The 14,515-nt window shown below is 53.4% G+C and carries 19 protein-coding genes, 1 tRNA gene and 1 riboswitch; of the genes, 6 read left to right on the top strand and 14 right to left on the bottom strand.

Annotated elements, in window-relative coordinates:
* Nucleotides 1–86 precede the first annotated feature (86 nt).
* The 3 genes from MON40_RS11515 to tpiA form a co-directional block, all read right to left on the bottom strand.
* Nucleotides 87–172 (bottom strand) — tRNA-Leu (locus MON40_RS11515).
* A 13-nt stretch (nucleotides 173–185) separates the two neighbouring features.
* Nucleotides 186–548 (bottom strand): preprotein translocase subunit SecG, encoded by a 363-nt coding sequence (gene secG / locus MON40_RS11510; RefSeq protein WP_003776299.1) that lies wholly within the window; start codon nucleotides 546–548, stop codon nucleotides 186–188.
* Nucleotides 549–555: 7 nt separating this feature from the next.
* Nucleotides 556–1,329, bottom strand: coding sequence for a triose-phosphate isomerase (gene tpiA, locus MON40_RS11505; protein WP_003759302.1), 774 nt, complete (start codon nucleotides 1,327–1,329; stop codon nucleotides 556–558).
* 183 nt (nucleotides 1,330–1,512) lie between these two features.
* Here tpiA and MON40_RS11500 point away from each other — a divergent pair, with 183 nt between their 5' ends.
* The 3 genes from MON40_RS11500 to MON40_RS11490 all read left to right on the top strand — a co-directional run bounded on the left by MON40_RS11500 (nucleotide 1,513) and on the right by MON40_RS11490 (nucleotide 3,198).
* Complete coding sequence (locus tag MON40_RS11500) at nucleotides 1,513–2,016, top strand: GAF domain-containing protein (protein ID WP_147611943.1); 504 nt, start codon at nucleotides 1,513–1,515, stop codon at nucleotides 2,014–2,016.
* A 101-nt stretch (nucleotides 2,017–2,117) separates the two neighbouring features.
* The gene (locus MON40_RS11495; protein WP_003776305.1) at nucleotides 2,118–2,774 is read left to right on the top strand and encodes a protein-L-isoaspartate O-methyltransferase family protein; all 657 of its coding nucleotides are present in this window, start codon (nucleotides 2,118–2,120) and stop codon (nucleotides 2,772–2,774) included.
* 97 nt (nucleotides 2,775–2,871) lie between these two features.
* On the top strand, nucleotides 2,872–3,198 hold the full coding sequence (locus tag MON40_RS11490; protein ID WP_039862834.1) for a rhodanese-like domain-containing protein: 327 nt from the start codon (nucleotides 2,872–2,874) through the stop codon (nucleotides 3,196–3,198).
* A 221-nt stretch (nucleotides 3,199–3,419) separates the two neighbouring features.
* Here the strand turns inward: MON40_RS11490 and MON40_RS11485 are convergent, their stop codons facing one another.
* Together MON40_RS11485 and MON40_RS11480 are read right to left on the bottom strand one after the other, a co-directional pair.
* Nucleotides 3,420–3,863 carry a PNPOx family protein gene (locus MON40_RS11485; protein WP_003776309.1) on the bottom strand — a complete coding sequence of 148 codons (444 nt, stop codon included), beginning with the start codon at nucleotides 3,861–3,863 and terminating at the stop codon, nucleotides 3,420–3,422.
* Between the two features lie 63 nt (nucleotides 3,864–3,926).
* Nucleotides 3,927–4,571, bottom strand: coding sequence for a hypothetical protein (locus MON40_RS11480; protein WP_003759290.1), 645 nt, complete (start codon nucleotides 4,569–4,571; stop codon nucleotides 3,927–3,929).
* 258 nt (nucleotides 4,572–4,829) lie between these two features.
* Here MON40_RS11480 and rnhB point away from each other — a divergent pair, with 258 nt between their 5' ends.
* A complete protein-coding gene (rnhB, locus tag MON40_RS11475; protein WP_003776311.1) occupies nucleotides 4,830–5,423 on the top strand; it encodes a ribonuclease HII in 594 nt (197 codons plus the stop codon).
* Nucleotides 5,424–5,600: 177 nt separating this feature from the next.
* Here rnhB and MON40_RS11470 read toward each other — a convergent pair whose 3' ends face one another.
* Genes MON40_RS11470 through MON40_RS11460 form a run of 3 tightly spaced genes read right to left on the bottom strand, consistent with a single transcriptional unit; the run spans nucleotide 5,601 to nucleotide 7,028 of the window.
* Nucleotides 5,601–6,389 (bottom strand): thiazole synthase, encoded by a 789-nt coding sequence (locus tag MON40_RS11470; RefSeq protein WP_003776313.1) that lies wholly within the window; start codon nucleotides 6,387–6,389, stop codon nucleotides 5,601–5,603.
* Between the two features lie 60 nt (nucleotides 6,390–6,449).
* Nucleotides 6,450–6,644 carry a sulfur carrier protein ThiS gene (gene thiS, locus MON40_RS11465; RefSeq protein WP_003776314.1) on the bottom strand — a complete coding sequence of 65 codons (195 nt, stop codon included), beginning with the start codon at nucleotides 6,642–6,644 and terminating at the stop codon, nucleotides 6,450–6,452.
* A 30-nt stretch (nucleotides 6,645–6,674) separates the two neighbouring features.
* The gene (locus tag MON40_RS11460) at nucleotides 6,675–7,028 is read right to left on the bottom strand and encodes a winged helix-turn-helix transcriptional regulator (protein WP_003776316.1); all 354 of its coding nucleotides are present in this window, start codon (nucleotides 7,026–7,028) and stop codon (nucleotides 6,675–6,677) included.
* 104 nt (nucleotides 7,029–7,132) lie between these two features.
* On the opposite strand from MON40_RS11460, the gene MON40_RS11455 reads away from it, so the two are divergent.
* Complete coding sequence (locus MON40_RS11455) at nucleotides 7,133–8,152, top strand: zinc-binding alcohol dehydrogenase family protein (RefSeq protein ID WP_003776317.1); 1,020 nt, start codon at nucleotides 7,133–7,135, stop codon at nucleotides 8,150–8,152.
* A gap of 132 nt (nucleotides 8,153–8,284) precedes the next feature.
* Here MON40_RS11455 and thiE read toward each other — a convergent pair whose 3' ends face one another.
* The 4 genes from thiE to MON40_RS11435 form a co-directional block, all read right to left on the bottom strand.
* Nucleotides 8,285–8,902, bottom strand: a complete 618-nt coding sequence (thiE, locus tag MON40_RS11450; protein WP_003776318.1) for a thiamine phosphate synthase — start codon at nucleotides 8,900–8,902, stop codon at nucleotides 8,285–8,287.
* Nucleotides 8,903–8,918: 16 nt separating this feature from the next.
* The gene (locus MON40_RS11445) at nucleotides 8,919–9,566 is read right to left on the bottom strand and encodes a nuclease-related domain-containing protein (protein ID WP_003776321.1); all 648 of its coding nucleotides are present in this window, start codon (nucleotides 9,564–9,566) and stop codon (nucleotides 8,919–8,921) included.
* A gap of 73 nt (nucleotides 9,567–9,639) precedes the next feature.
* Nucleotides 9,640–10,710, bottom strand: coding sequence for a WG repeat-containing protein (locus tag MON40_RS11440; protein ID WP_003776324.1), 1,071 nt, complete (start codon nucleotides 10,708–10,710; stop codon nucleotides 9,640–9,642).
* A 141-nt stretch (nucleotides 10,711–10,851) separates the two neighbouring features.
* Nucleotides 10,852–11,946 carry an FAD-dependent oxidoreductase gene (locus MON40_RS11435; protein WP_003776326.1) on the bottom strand — a complete coding sequence of 365 codons (1,095 nt, stop codon included), beginning with the start codon at nucleotides 11,944–11,946 and terminating at the stop codon, nucleotides 10,852–10,854.
* 106 nt (nucleotides 11,947–12,052) lie between these two features.
* Nucleotides 12,053–12,162, bottom strand: a riboswitch (TPP riboswitch).
* A 347-nt stretch (nucleotides 12,163–12,509) separates the two neighbouring features.
* Here MON40_RS11435 and MON40_RS11430 point away from each other — a divergent pair.
* Nucleotides 12,510–13,253, top strand: coding sequence for a PP2C family protein-serine/threonine phosphatase (locus MON40_RS11430; protein ID WP_003776330.1), 744 nt, complete (start codon nucleotides 12,510–12,512; stop codon nucleotides 13,251–13,253).
* 92 nt (nucleotides 13,254–13,345) lie between these two features.
* Here MON40_RS11430 and MON40_RS11425 read toward each other — a convergent pair whose 3' ends face one another.
* Both MON40_RS11425 and MON40_RS11420 read right to left on the bottom strand, forming a co-directional pair.
* Complete coding sequence (locus tag MON40_RS11425) at nucleotides 13,346–13,753, bottom strand: hypothetical protein (protein WP_003776332.1); 408 nt, start codon at nucleotides 13,751–13,753, stop codon at nucleotides 13,346–13,348.
* Between the two features lie 119 nt (nucleotides 13,754–13,872).
* Nucleotides 13,873–14,451: a hypothetical protein gene (locus MON40_RS11420; protein WP_003776334.1), complete on the bottom strand. Its 579-nt coding sequence runs from the start codon at nucleotides 14,449–14,451 to the stop codon at nucleotides 13,873–13,875.
* Nucleotides 14,452–14,515 lie beyond the last annotated feature (64 nt).

The following is a 14,515-nucleotide window of genomic DNA, read 5'->3' as shown; positions in this document are numbered from 1 at the left end:
ATAGTAAGTGGTTTTTCTTTTTATCCGATGCGTTGGACAGAAAAGAGAAACCGCTTAGATTTTTAATTCTAAGCGGTTTCTTGTTTTGGTGCCGACAGCGAGATTTGAACTCGCACAGCCTACGGCCACTACCCCCTCAAGATAGCGTGTCTACCAATTTCACCATGTCGGCATTTTGAAAACTTTTATTTCTGCTGCTGAGGAGCGGGTGCAGCAGGTGCGGGTTGGTTTTCAGCGGGAGCGGCAGGTTTCGGAGCCTGCTGGGTTTGTTTCACATCGCTGAAGTCCAAACCGTGTTTGTTTGTATGGGTATGGATATAAACCATTGCCATGCAGGTTGCGAAGAAGAAAGTCGCTGCGATGGCGGTTGCGCGGCTCAGGAAGTTTGCGTTGCCTGCGGAACCGAATACGCCCTGTGCGCTGCCGCTGCCTGACCCGAAGGTCGCGCCTGCGTCCGCGCCTTTGCCGTGTTGCAGCAATACTAACACAACCACTGACAAAGCGGAAATAATATTAATAATCCAGATAAGGGTTTTAAAGGCTTCCATATGTTTTCTACGAGGCTTGTGCTGCGTTGATGATGGCGGTAAATGAGTCATATGATAATGACGCGCCACCAACCAATGCGCCGTCTACATGAGGTACTGCGAAGATGTCGGCTGCATTGTCTGCTTTCACACTTCCGCCGTAAAGAACGCGGATTTTAACATCGCTTCCGCACAAAGACAAGATTTCTTTGTAGATGAATGCGTGCATGTCGGCAATTTGTTCTACGGTAGCGACTTTGCCGGTGCCGATTGCCCATACCGGCTCGTAGGCGACGGCGATGTTTTTGGTGTTCAGTCCATGCAATACGGAGAGTTGGTGGGCGATGACTTCGTGTTCTTTGCCGGCTTCGCGCTCTTCGAGGCTTTCGCCGACGCACAATAGGGGAATGAGGCCTACGTTGAGGACGTTTTCCATTTTGCGGCGTTGGATTTCGTTTTTCTCGCCGAAATAGAGGCTTCGTTCGGAGTGTCCGATGAGGACGATGTCTGTGCCGATGTCGGCGAGCATTTCTGCGGAAACTTCGCCTGTGTAGGCGCCGTTGTTGGGGAAGCGGCTGACGTCTTGGGCGCAGGTGAGGATGCGGTTGTTGAGGACAATCTGCATGGCGTTGTGCAGTTGCAACAGGTAAACGGTCGGTGCGGCGAGGCCGATGAGGACGCGTTCGGCGGTGGGCATGATGCGGAAGCGGTGCATGAGTGCGTTGTTGTTTTGGAGTCGGCCGTTCATTTTCCAGTTGCCGATGACCCATTTTTGATCCCACATTCCGATTTGGTGATACATCTTTTTTGCTCCGTGTTGTGTTTCTTTGGCTGTACGCTGCGTGTAGCGCGATGTAACGTGAAGTTTAGTGGATATGCGACGGGTTAGCAACTTGAAACGGGATGCCCGGGGTCGTCTGAAATGCTGTTTCAGACGACCTGTTTTATAATAACTGTTTGATATACACATATATAGGACATGGCTATGCACGCGCTTCATTTTTCGGCTTCGGACAAGGCCGCGCTTTATCGGGAGGTGTTGCCGCAGATTGAGTCTGTGGTGGCGGACGAGACGGATTGGGTGGCGAATTTGGCGAACACGGCGGCGGTTTTGAAGGAAGCGTTCGGCTGGTTTTGGGTGGGCTTTTATTTGGTCGATACGCGTACGGACGAATTGGTTTTGGCGCCGTTTCAGGGGCCTTTGGCGTGTACGCGGATTCCGTTCGGGCGCGGGGTGTGCGGTCAGGCTTGGGCGAAGGGCGAGACGATGGTCGTCGAGGATGTGAACGCGCATCCCGACCATATTGCCTGCTCGTCTTTGTCGCGTTCGGAAATTGTGGTTCCGCTGTTTTCAGACGACCTCTGTATCGGCGTGTTGGACGTGGACAGCGAGCATTTGGCGCAGTTTGATGAAACGGATGCTTTGTATTTGGGCGAACTGGCGAAGATTTTGGCGAAGCGGTTTAAGGCTTCACGTCAGGCGGCTTGAGACTGAAAAACAGGCGGGCGGCGCGCGCTGAAGTTGGCGCGGCGGGAGTGTGGTTTTATAATGTCTGCCATTGCTAAAACAATTATTTAACGGAGCACAAAATGGATTTTGAAAAAGCGCGGTTCAATATGGTCGAACAGCAAATCCGTCCGTGGGATGTATTGGATTTTGACGTTTTGGACGCTTTGGAGGAGATTCCGCGCGAGCGTTTCGTGAACGAGTCTTTGCAGGGGTTGGCGTATGCCGACATGGAGCTGCCGCTTGCCAACGGACATAAGATGCTCGAGCCGAAAATCGTAGCGCGGTTGGCGCAGGGCTTGAAGCTGACCCAAACCGATACGGTTTTGGAAATCGGCACGGGTTCGGGCTATGCGACCGCGCTTTTGGCGAAACTGGCGGGTAAAGTGGTTTCAGACGACCTCGATGCCGAGCAGCAAAACCGCGCCAAAGCAGTGTTGGACGGTTTGGCTTTGAACAATATCGATTATGTGCAAAACAACGGGCTGACCGAGCCTTCCGCGGGCGCGCCGTTTGATGCGGTTTACGTCGGCGGCGCGGTGGATAGCGTGCCTGAAGTATTGAAAGAACAGTTGAAAGACGGCGGCCGCATGGCAGTCATCGTCGGCCGTCAGCCGGTACAACGCGCGCTGCTGATTACGCGCAAGGGCGACGAATTTGAAGAAAAAGTCCTGTTCGACACGCTGGTCGCGCATTTGGACGACAAAGAAAACCGTCCTTTCGGCGATTTCGATTTTTAAACTTTTTTGAAATCAAAGGTCGTCTGAAAACCAGCCGGACATGGCGAAACGTTTTCAGACGACCTTTCATCGTTTCCATCATTTTACACACAACATCATGACGATCCCGCAACTCACCCCGCTGCAACTGCAACAATGGCAGGAAGAAGGCCGCGCGTTCCATCTGCTGGACGTGCGCACCGACGAGGAAACAGCCGTCTGCGCCCTGCCTGACGCCATCCATATCCCGATGAACCTGATTCCGCTGCGCCAAAACGAGCTGCCCGACGACGATTTGCCGATTGTCGTTTACTGCCACCACGGCATCCGCAGCCTGCATACGGCGATGTATCTGGCGGATGCGGGTTTTGAAAATCTGTTTAACCTGCAAGGCGGGATTGATGCTTGGGCTTTGCAGGTGGATGGGATGATGGCGAGATATTAAGATTTTGGATAGGAAAGGGCGGTAGGGCATGGCTGCCGCTTTTTTGCGTGCGGATGATCCGAATATCAAAAAATCCTGAAATCCGTTTGCCGGTTTCAGGATTTTTGTTTGGGTACTGCTTTTCAGACGACCTTGTATGCAGGGGTCGTCTGAAAACCTTTGTCTTTGGGTATTGGGTTTAACCCATCAACGTTGAAACCAATCGCCAAGGGTTTAATGATTCAGGCGTTTTGGGCTTCATGCTGCCAAAGGGTTTTTTGGGCGAAAACCAGTTTGTTGTCCGTAAATTTCACGTTTTCCAGACGCAACGACCAAACATCGCTTTTCATCGCGCGGGCAAGCGGATGGGCTTTGTAATAGAGGGCGAGCGCTGCTTTTTTCTCTGTTTCGTCAGTCAGCAGTTGCGCGCTGGCCGTCAGCTGTATTCCGTTGATTTTGGCGATATTTTCCGGCTGGCCTGCGATGGTTCCGGCGATGTTTGGATTTTTCAGCATCAGGCTGCCGTGTTTGGAACGTGCCGAAGTCAGGACAATCAGCCTTGCTTGCGCTTCATCGGGCACATAAAAGCAGCAGGCGCTCCAAATTTCGCCGTCTGCGGCTGCCGCAATGCTGATCACATGGTTGGCGTGTAGGAATTTGATGATGTTGTCGGGGATGGGCTGCATGATGGATTTCGATTGAAAATGGTTCGGAAAGCTTGGATTAAAACTTTCCGAACCGTTGTCCGTTTAGCGTTTCATTTCGCTTTCAATGGCGCGGATATTGGCCTGGCGGTCGTTGACGGCTTGGGTCAGGCGGCTGATTTTTGCCTGATCGCCTTTTTTCTTGGCAACATTCAGTTGCGCCTGCGCCCTGACCAAAGCCACTTGTTCGTTGCGGACTTCGTTTTCCAAGATTTGCTTGCGGGTCAGTTGCGGTTTGGGTTTGGATGCCGGCAGGATGGGTGCGGGCAGGATTTTGGCTTTGCGGTTCAACTCGGCGGCGCGGGCTTTGGCTGCTTTCAGGTCACCGACGGAAGTCGCTTCGCCAAGCTTACCGTTGCGCAATTTGATGTCCAAACGGGGATTGGCGGCTTCTGCCGTGTTGGTTACGCTGCCGCCCGTCGTGCGCGGCAAGACTTTGATGTCGCCTGGCTCGGGAGCGGCTTCCCCGAGGGCTTCTTTCAGGTCGACCCGCTCGGGTACGGCCCTGCCGGCTTCTTCAGGGCTGACGTTTGCAGTGCCGTCCGTATGGGATTCGGTGCAATCGTTGCCGATTTTTTTCTCGGTAAATACTGCGTTGCCGTCCACTTTGCAGATATAGCCGGCTTGTGCGGAGAGGGCGGCGCTTCCCAGCCCGAAAGCCAAAATCAGTCGGTAAAAAATCGGTTTCATCTTTATTTCGGTATATGGCAAAGGTTTTGATTATACTATGCAGCCAGTTATAACGAATCAACTTATTTCAAACAAGGTAAAATTTTCCGATGCCGCCTATCATTGTGAGGCGCTGCACGAGGATATCGTGGCGCAAACCTAAACAGGCTGCGGCGATTATTGCGTTAAATATAGTGGTTAGGCGGCTGGCGGGATAGGTGTTCCGTTTCGGCTGCTCCTTAGTTTAAATAATGTCCATTTTTCTATTTTCAAACAACGATGACAAATTCTTTTCTGATTGCCGGCGTTGACGAGGCAGGGCGGGGGCCTTTGGTCGGCAGCGTGTTTGCCGCCGCCGTTATCCTACCGCCGTCTTACCATTTGCCCGGTTTGACCGACTCTAAAAAACTCAGCGAAAAAAAGCGCGATACGTTGGCGGTCTTGATTAAAGAACAGGCGCTGGCATGGTGTGTCGCACAAGCCGATCCGCAAGAAATTTTCGAACTAAATATCCTTCATGCCACGATGTTGGCAATGAGCCGCGCCATACACGGGGTGGCGATCAAGCCCGATAAGGTGTTTATCGATGGCAACAGAGTGCCGAAGGACCTTGGCGTGGATGCCGAAGCGGTGGTCAAAGGCGACAGCAAAATCATGGAAATTTCGGCGGCTTCCGTTTTGGCGAAGACCGCGCGCGATGCCGAGATGTATGCGTTGGCGGAACGTTATCCGCAATACGGTTTCGACAAACACAAAGGCTACGGCACGGCGCAACACCTCGAAGCCTTGCAGCGATACGGCGTATTGCCTGAACACCGACGCGATTTCGCGCCCGTGAAGGCGTTGCTGGCGCAGGGAAAGCTCTTTGAGTAAACGTTTGCCTGATTTCTTTTTTCAGACGACCTCTGTCCGTATTTTTAAAATTTGTTTTTACCCGAACTTCTAAACTTACCGCGTGAAATGCAGCAAGGACACAAAGCCATCCTTGCCTCAAACAAGGTCGTTTGAAATTTTAGCCGACCTTTTCATATACCCGCAACACGCTATTTGTCAATATTCCGCCGAATGCCAAAACGGCTGCCCTACGGTCGGCGTACTGGCTTGCGCTTTGGTACGCGCTTCGACCGGTTCGGCTTCAAATGCCAGCCGTCCGGATTCGACGGCGAGTGCGAAGGCGCGCGCCATGTTGATGGGGTCGCCGCTGCGGGAAACGGCGGTGTTCAGCAATACGCCGTCAAAACCCCATTCCATCACTTGCGCCGCCTGCGAGGGCAGGCCCAAGCCCGCATCGATAATCAGCGGCGTGTCGGGCAGGCGTTCGCGCAGGACGTTCAGTGCATAGGCGTGAACCGCGCCCAAACCCGTGCCGATCGGCGCCGCCCACGGCATCAACGCCTGACAGCCTGCGTCAAGCAGGCGGCGGCCGGCAATCAGGTCTTCGGTGCAATAAGGCAGCACTTTGAAGCCGTCTTTAATCAGGATTTCCGCCGCTTCGACGAGCTGGAAGACGTCGGGCTGCAACGTGTCGTCATCGCCGATAAGTTCGAGTTTGATCCAATCGGTTTCAAATACTTCCCGCGCCATCTGCGCCGTCGTTACCGCTTCCTGCACGCTTTGGCAACCTGCGGTGTTCGGCAGTACGGGTACGCCGATTTCTTCCAAAAGCGACCAAAACCCCTGACCGTGTGCCTCGCTGCCGCTTCCCGCACGGCGCAGCGAGACGGTAATCATCGCGGGACGGGCGGTTTGGACGGATTGTTTGAGGATTTCAGGGGTCGGGTAGGCCGCAGTACCGAGCAGCAGCCGTGAAGGGAAAGTTTCTCCGTATAGGGTGAGCATGATGGGTTCCTTTGTAAGGTTGTTTTTGGGGACAGGGGTCGTCTGAAAAGGTAAAACCGCTTATCCGCCAACTACGGGCCGCACAATATCGACTTTGTCGTTTTCGTTCAAAACCGTTTCCGCATATGCGCCTTTGGCGACGAATCCGGTATTTACCGCGACGGCAAAAGGCTTTTGCGGCGCGGTTTGAGCGATGAGGTCGGCAACGGTTGTGCCGTGAAGTTCGGCGGGTTTACCGTTTAAGATGATGTTCATGGTTTCTCGATATTTCGTAGGTAAGTTTCTTTATTCGCGATGCGCCTGCCCTTGCTTGAACCCGTCGCCCCATTCCTTCAATGCCGTCATCACGGGGGCAAGCGTTTTGCCGTAGTCGGTCAGGCGGTATTCCACTCGTGGCGGGACTTCGGGATACACAGTACGCAAAATGATGCCGTCGGCCTCCAATGCGCGCAGTTGCGCGGTCAGCGTGCGTTGCGACACATCGGGCAGGATGCGGCGGATTTGGTTGAAGCGCAGCGTACCGTCCGTGTGCAGGCGGTAGAGTATCGTGCCTTTCCATTTGCCGCCGATAACGGAAAGCGCGGCTTCCACCGAGCAGCCTTCGGCGCAGTCGTAGCTTGGGTGCGGTGTGCGGGGCATGGCAGTATCCTTTATGTAACTATATGAAAAATAAGTGCGTTCTTGTTAGTGGTGTGCTTCGGGCGCATGATACACGCTTTCAGACGACCTAACAGGAGAACATCATGAAAGCCATCGGTTTCAACCGTCCTTTGCCCGTTTCCAACCCTGAGGCCCTGCTCGACATCGAACTGCCCGAACCCGAGCTGCGGCCGCACGATATTTTGGTTGCCGTGCAGGCGGTTTCAGTCAATCCTGTCGATGTGAAAGTTCGGGCGGCGCATACGCCTGCGGCAGGGCAGTACCGCGTATTGGGTTACGACGCGGCAGGCATTGTTCAGGCGGTCGGCAGCGAAGTGCGGAATTTCAAAGTCGGCGACGAAGTGTATTACGCGGGCGCCATCAACCGCCAAGGTTCGAACGCTCAATTACAAGCGGTGGACGCGCGCATTGCCGCCAAAAAGCCGCGTTCGCTGGATTTTGCCCAAGCCGCCGCGCTGCCGCTGACAGCGATTACCGCATGGGAAACGCTGTTCGACCGCTTGGACGTGAACAAACCCGTGGCAGGCGGCGCCAATGCGCTGCTCTTAATCGGCGGCGCAGGCGGGGTCGGCTCGCTTGCCATCCAGTTGCTGAAAAAGCTGACCGACATTCAGGTCATCGCCACCGCTTCCCGCCCCGAAAGCCGCGCGTGGGTGAAGGAACTGGGCGCGGATTTCGTCATCAACCATCATGAAAACATGGCGGAACGGGTTGCCGCGTTAAATATCGGCGCGCCGTCGTTTGTTTTTTCCACCAACCATACCGACCGCCATCTGCCGCAAATCGTGGAACTCATCGCCCCGCAAGGCAGAATCGCACTGATTGACGACCCCGAAACGTTGGACGTGAACCCGCTCAAAGGCAAAAGCCTGTCGTTGCATTGGGAATTTATGTTTACCCGTCCGCTGCGCGAAACGGCAGACATCGAACGGCAGGGCGAAATCCTGGCCGAAACCGCGCGGCTGGTGGACGAAGGCATCATCCGCCCGACCGCCACCCAAATCCTGCACGGCATCAATGCCGCCAACCTGCGCCGCGCACATGAGATGCTGGAACGCGGAGATATGATTGGCAAACTGGTGGTGGAAGGCTGGGACAACTGAATTCGCCGATTATTCTTTGCGCCGTTATACCCGCTTCTGCCTGTATAGCATCCGAAATGACGGCAATCGAATATCCTAGCAATCGAATATCCTAATTGAGCAGGTCGTCTGAAATTTGGCTTTCAGACGGCCTTATTCATCCCACAAAGCCTGAAACGCTTTAACCACCGCTTCGGGATTTTCCGCTTCGGTAACGGCGCGGACGACGGCGAGTGAAGAAACGCCGGTTGCCAGCACATCTTCGGCGTTGTTCAAATCGATGCCGCCGATGGCGACGACGGGCGTGCCGCGTGCCTGTTTCACATATTCGCGCAGTTTGTCCAAGCCTTGCGGGGCGGTGGGCATTTGTTTGGTCGTGGTCGGGAAAATCGCGCCGCTAGCGACGTAGCTGGGGTGTACGGACAGGGCGCGGTCAAGTTCGGCGACGGAGTGCGTACTCAAACCCAAACGCAAACCGGCGGCGGCGATGGCGGCAAGGTCGGCGGTGTCCATGTCTTCCTGCCCGAGATGCACGCCGTATGCGCCCGCTTCTATCGCCTCGCGCCAGTGGTCGTTGATGAAAAGCTGTGTGCGGTTGCCCTGACAGGCAGCGGTGCAGCGGGCGATTTCGTGTTTCAATTCATCGCCGTGCAGGGTTTTGCAGCGCAGTTGCACAGTGTCGGCACCTGCTTTGACCATGCGCTCCACCCAATCGGCGGTGGGAACGACGGCGTAGAATTTGAGCGGGGATTTTAGGGGCGGGAAGGTCATGGGGTGTCCTTTTAAGTTATCGCTGATGGCGTTCTTGCAGGCGTTCGGTATGCGCCTGCAGTTTTTCGCCGTCGGCTTGGTATTCGTTTGAAGACAGCACGGCAGTTGCCGCTTCTATTTCCTGTGGCAGCAATAAGGTCGTCTGAAAACGTCTAATATAGGATGCTGCCTGTCTGATACGGCAGACATTCGGCGGCATTTGCGTTTTCAGTTCACAATCGCCGAGGAAAACCACCATCGAATGAAATTTTTCTTCCGGCAGTTGCAGCAGTTCGGATAATGCCTTGATGTGTGCGTAATTCTGGCGCAACGGATTTTGAAAGTAGTGTTTCTGCTTATAGACGACTTGTGTCCATTTCGATTGCTTCTCGCTGCCGAAAATCCAACCTGTGTAATTCTTGGTTTCTATGACAAATATCCCGAAAACCGAAACATAAATATGGTCGATTTGCGTCGTGCCGCTGCGGGATGGAATAATCAAATCATGAAATTCGATATAGGTTTCTTCATCCAAATCTTTTCCGATTACTGAACGGACTGCCCGTTCGCCTATGCGTCCTTTCACTTTGGGGTTTTGGAGCAGCGCTTTCAAAAGAAGCAGGGGAATGACGAGCAGGAAAATCCAAAAGATACCTGACAGGTTTCCTAATGCTTGTTCAATCATGACGTTTTCCTTTTTGTTTTATTGTTTAATGAAAGTGAGCCTGGTATAGCCATCTGATGAGGTCGTCTGAAACTCATTTCCTGCGTTTCAACAAGGCTTTTGCTTCGGGATAATCTTTCAAGCGAAACGGGTTGTCGTTCCAAGAGCCGCTTTTCTGTCTTTCGGGCTGCTCGGCAAGTGTGCTGCGGATTGCGTGGCGCAGGTAGGTTTCCAGTAGCTGCGGTGTTTCTTCTCCGACAGGCAGGGCGTAGAGCCGTTTGCCGTCGGCGCCGGCGAGAAAGCGTTCGCCTTCAACGGTGTTGCCTTTGCCGTCAAACAGGACGATTTCGTAATACGGATAGCCTTGCACGGGTTGCGACACGATTTCAAAGCGGTAAGCAGCGCGTTCTTCGGTGGTTTTGTATGGTGAATGGGAAACTGCGTCCAGTCCGACAATTAGGTTTTTGTAGCGGTTGATGCGTTGCAGAATATCGCGTTCGGCAGCGGTGTAGGCAAACGGGTGCGGATAAAATTTGCCGTTTCGTTCGATGTCGGAAGCGGCGCGGCGAGTATCGCTGGGCGCAACGGTATTGCCGCGTGCGTCCATCATGCCCCAAGTGCCGCCCTGTACGGTAGTGTGTTCTTCGTCCACGCGCACTTCTCGGCAGCCGTCGCAAAATGCGGCATAGCCGTATTCAAACGGTCCTGCCCAATCGTGTTGGGCGGGCGTGACCAAGTTTCCCGCGCGGTCGGCAAAACCGACCTTGCCGTCTTTTGAAACATAGCGGCGTTTGCCTTCTGAAAAATAGTCTGCGGCCAAGTCGTACATCATCGGTTGATATAAAAACTTGCCCTGCCGCGAATGCAGGAAGAAGGGCGAATAGGCAACTTTGCCTCGGACTTCTCGGCTGTTGTCGGTAAACAGCAACTCGCCGTCGGCGGTTTCGCCGTGTTTGACGTGTTCGCACATAAATTCGCAGTGGTATTGCGCAGGGACGATGATTTTGCCGCTTGTGGTTTTTGCACCGAATTTGCCGTTTTGTTTGAAATAAATGATTTTTTCGGCAGAACGCGGTTTGGGGTCGTCTGAAAACTTGGGAGCGGCCAGGGCAGTGGAGTGGGCGAGTAAGAGCGCAGGCAGTAAATACAGGGATTTCAGATTCATTGGAAACCTTGCTGATATTAAGTAGATTGATGACGATACGGCGTTGACGCGCCTTGTCGTATTATATTCATACAGGCTGGTGTCGGGGTGTGCCGCTTTGCTGTAAAACCTATGCCGCGGCGTTTTCAGACGACCCCAAACTTATTTTTCAATATACGCCAAACCGCTTTCTTCATCACGTTCGGGCGCGTTTTTTCCGTCAAATAGTGCCACTGCCAATCTGACGGCGGCGGCGGTTACGGCGGGGGAAATCATGAAGCCGTGGCGGAAAAGGCCGTTGATTTCAATCAGGCGTCGGGCGCGGCTGTAACGGATTTCGGGGTTGTGGTGATTGAGCGTGGGGCGCAGGCCGGTGGTGATTTCGAGGATGTCGGCTTCGCCGAAGGCGGGGTGGACGGCATAGAGTGCGGACAAGAGTTCCAACCCGGAACGTACGCTGGCGGGGGCTTGGCTTTCACTTTCGATTTGGGTCGCGCCGATGACGAAGACGTGGTTTTCTTTCGGGGCGATGTAGAGCGGATAGCGCGGATGCAGCAGGCGTACGGGACGGTTGAGCGTGATTTCGGGCGTATAAACCCGCGCCACTTCGCCGCGTATGCCGCGCAAGGTGCTGGTGTGTTCGGGGGATTGGTTCCACGAGGTTTTTGCGCCGTAGCCGCGGCAGTCGATCAGCCAGTCGTATTGGGCTTGCAGGTCTTCGGGGGCGCATTCGTGTTCCCAATGGCAAGGGACGTTCAGCCCGTCCAAAGCGTCGGCAAGTGCAGACAAGATTTGCCGTCCGTCGAGCTGGCCTTCGGTCGGCAGGTAGAGGCCGTCTGAAAAACGTCCTGCAAGCTGTGGTTCGCGTTCGGCGATTTCATCGGCGCGCCAACGGACGATTTCGTCATCCGCTACGCCGCCGCGTTTGAGGTGGCGGACGAACTCGCTAGATAAAGGTTTGTCCTGCCCGTGCCACACGATCAGGCTGCCGTTTTCCTGCATCATGGTCGGCGTTTTCAGACGACCTCGGATGTTGTGCCACAGCGGAACACTCTGCCTGCCCAGTTTGATGACTTCAGGCGTGGCTTCGACCGCCTCCGAAGCCGGTGCGAGCATGGCGGCGGCAACATAAGCGGCGGCGTGTTCGCCTTTGCGCCCACCTTTGTCAAAGAGGGCAACCGATAAACCTTGTTCTGCAAGTTGTAAGGCAGTCAGACGGCCGCAGAGGCCGCCGCCGAGAATGGCGATGCGGGGCATGATGGATTCCTTTGTAGTATGGTGCAATCGGGAAGTCGAAAGATAAGACGGGAGCGGAATCCACCGAATGGCGGGAAATGCGGGAAAGGGAACGGAAGCCTTTTCAGGCGTTTGACAGCTTGTTTCCTACGCAGGCATTACCCCGACAGGTTCTACGGATTCCGCTGATGCGGTCTCAGCTGTTTGCGGGAACAAGCAGCACTCCGACAAGAAGTTTCCAGTTTACATAAAATCGATTGCTTTGGCAAAGTCAGGTCGTCTGAAAAATGGGTTTCGTATTTTCAGACGACCTGTTGTAAGGTGTTTTGGGTTGGTTGAGGAAATGGCGTTAGGGAGAAGCGCATCGGCATTATTGATATATACTGTCGCCAATGAACAAGGGGCTTTGCGTTGAAATTCGTTTTTGCGAAAAGCGCCGAAGTAGGTTTATTTATAGTGGATTAAATTAAATCAGGACAAGGCGACGAAGCCGCAGACAGTACAGATAGTACGGCAAGGCGAGGCAACGCCGTACTGGTTTAAGTTAATCCACTATAAATCAGGATTGGATTGTCAGGATTACCATGTTTCAGCTTGCTTATTTTCAAATGGTCGGTGCCGGTAAAGCACGCAATCAGGATGCCTTGTTTGACGGCACGGCGGTGCGTCAGGTCAGGCTGCACAAAACCCGTGTGTCCGAGGCGGAAGATGCCGTTCGGCTGGCAGTGGCAGATGGTGTATCCAGCAGCCCTGCCGCGCATCTTGCCAGCCGGTTTTGGTTGGATGCCTTCGTTCGCGAGGGCGATGCGGAAGGGCGTTTCCTGCGAAGGTTGCACGGCAGCTTCTGCGACACGCTTGCCGAGGAATATTTCGGCTCGTCCTCGACTTTCGCGTCGGCAGTCGTCGAGGCGGACGGTTTGTGCCGCATCTGCAATGTCGGCGACAGCCGTGTTTACCATATATCGGCAGAGGGGCATTGGCGGCAGGTAAGCCATGACCACACTGTGTTGGCTGATTTAATTGAGCAGGGGGAAGCGCGGGCAGATACGGAATACGCTGATATGTACTATGCTTTGGCGCACTGCCTGATTGCGGATGACGAAGAAACCCATTTTAAAATTTTTACCGATTCATTTACTCTGCAAAGAGGCGAGGCAGTTTTGGTTTGTTCTGACGGTCTGCACGATGCGCTATCTCATGAACGCTTGGAAGCATTATGGAACGCTTCCCCGTCTTTGCTAGATAAGTTGGAAGCCTTACGCCGAGCAGTAAAAAGGGTTCCCTATCATGATGATTGTTCGGTAGCAGTATGCCTGCGGCAAGGATAGTGAATCAATTCTAGAATTGTTATGCAGTTTCTTGAGAACATTTCAAAGGATTGTGTGTGAAGGGTCGTCTGAAAAGGGATGCTTAGACCAATTTACATATAACGCATCACATATTTCAACCATCTCATCAACGCCGCCAGCAGTATGCCGATCGACAATCCCACCAAGGCTGCCTGCCACGTCCATTTGATCAGTAGCGCGCTGACCAAACCGCCGATTGCGCCGCACAGATATTTGTCGCGCCGTTTGAATTCCGTTGTCTGCTCGGCTAAATCTTCTTCGATAAAACAAATTGCGAAGAGTGTAGCCAATGCCAGACAGAAGCCGATAATAGGGAGCCAAGGTGTATCAATGTGACCAAGGACTTTATCCAGAATCATATCTCCGCCGTACATCAGTCCGAGAACAGTGGCGATAACCAGCAATATCACATAGCCCGCCATGTTACTGGTGACGAGCCAGTCAAGAATTCGTTCGCATAGTTTTTTGAGAAACTTCATGGGGTTTGTCGTTGGGTTGGATGGGAAAGTAACCTATGTTTTCTTCGGGAAATTCGGGAAAGCTGTTTTATTGTATTAAAACTGAGTTTTCAGAAGACCTTCGGACTATTTCACGTTGCCTAATCCTGCCAAAACGATGTCCAACCGAATTTTTCGGCAATATCGTCGCAAAGTTCCTCCTGCATGGTGGCAAGATTGGTGTAGCTGTTGGTGTCGTGTACAGAAAAATAGGCGGGCAGGGCGGAGGCGGTGTTTTGCGCGGCGGTTCGGAAGCAGTTCGCAAACCAATGGCTGAAATATTCGTGTAGCCCGCTGTAAAAATCGTCTACAGCATCCCATACTTCGTCTTCTTCGTCTTCTTCGTTCTCGTCCTCGTCCTGTACCAAGCCGTATATCTCGTCTTCCACATCTGCATCAAATTTAGGCAGGCATTCTTCGGGGAAGTCTATGATGCGGTCGCCTAAATAGCCGCCATTTGGGTTGCGCAGCCAGCCGTAAACAGAGAAATTCTGATATTCGTATTCCATAATCAGTGCCACGGCCTGATCAAATGATTCGTTTTCATCTGAAAACCCCCAATGCCTGCCCTGCAATATTTCTTGGATAAAGGCGGTCAATTTGGGAGCGCGTTCGGCGCAGTCCTGCATAAATTGTGTTTTATATTGTTGCATCAGTTGCTCTGCTTGGGTGGTAAGCATGGTTTTTCCTTGTTGGTGAAGGTTTCGGGTCGTCTGAAATTTGATAACCCGAAGGACAGGCTGC

Source organism: Neisseria macacae ATCC 33926 (assembly GCF_022749495.1).
Taxonomy (GTDB): domain Bacteria; phylum Pseudomonadota; class Gammaproteobacteria; order Burkholderiales; family Neisseriaceae; genus Neisseria; species Neisseria macacae.
Note: the sequence above shows the minus strand (reverse complement) of the source record. Positions and strands in the feature narration are given on the sequence as shown.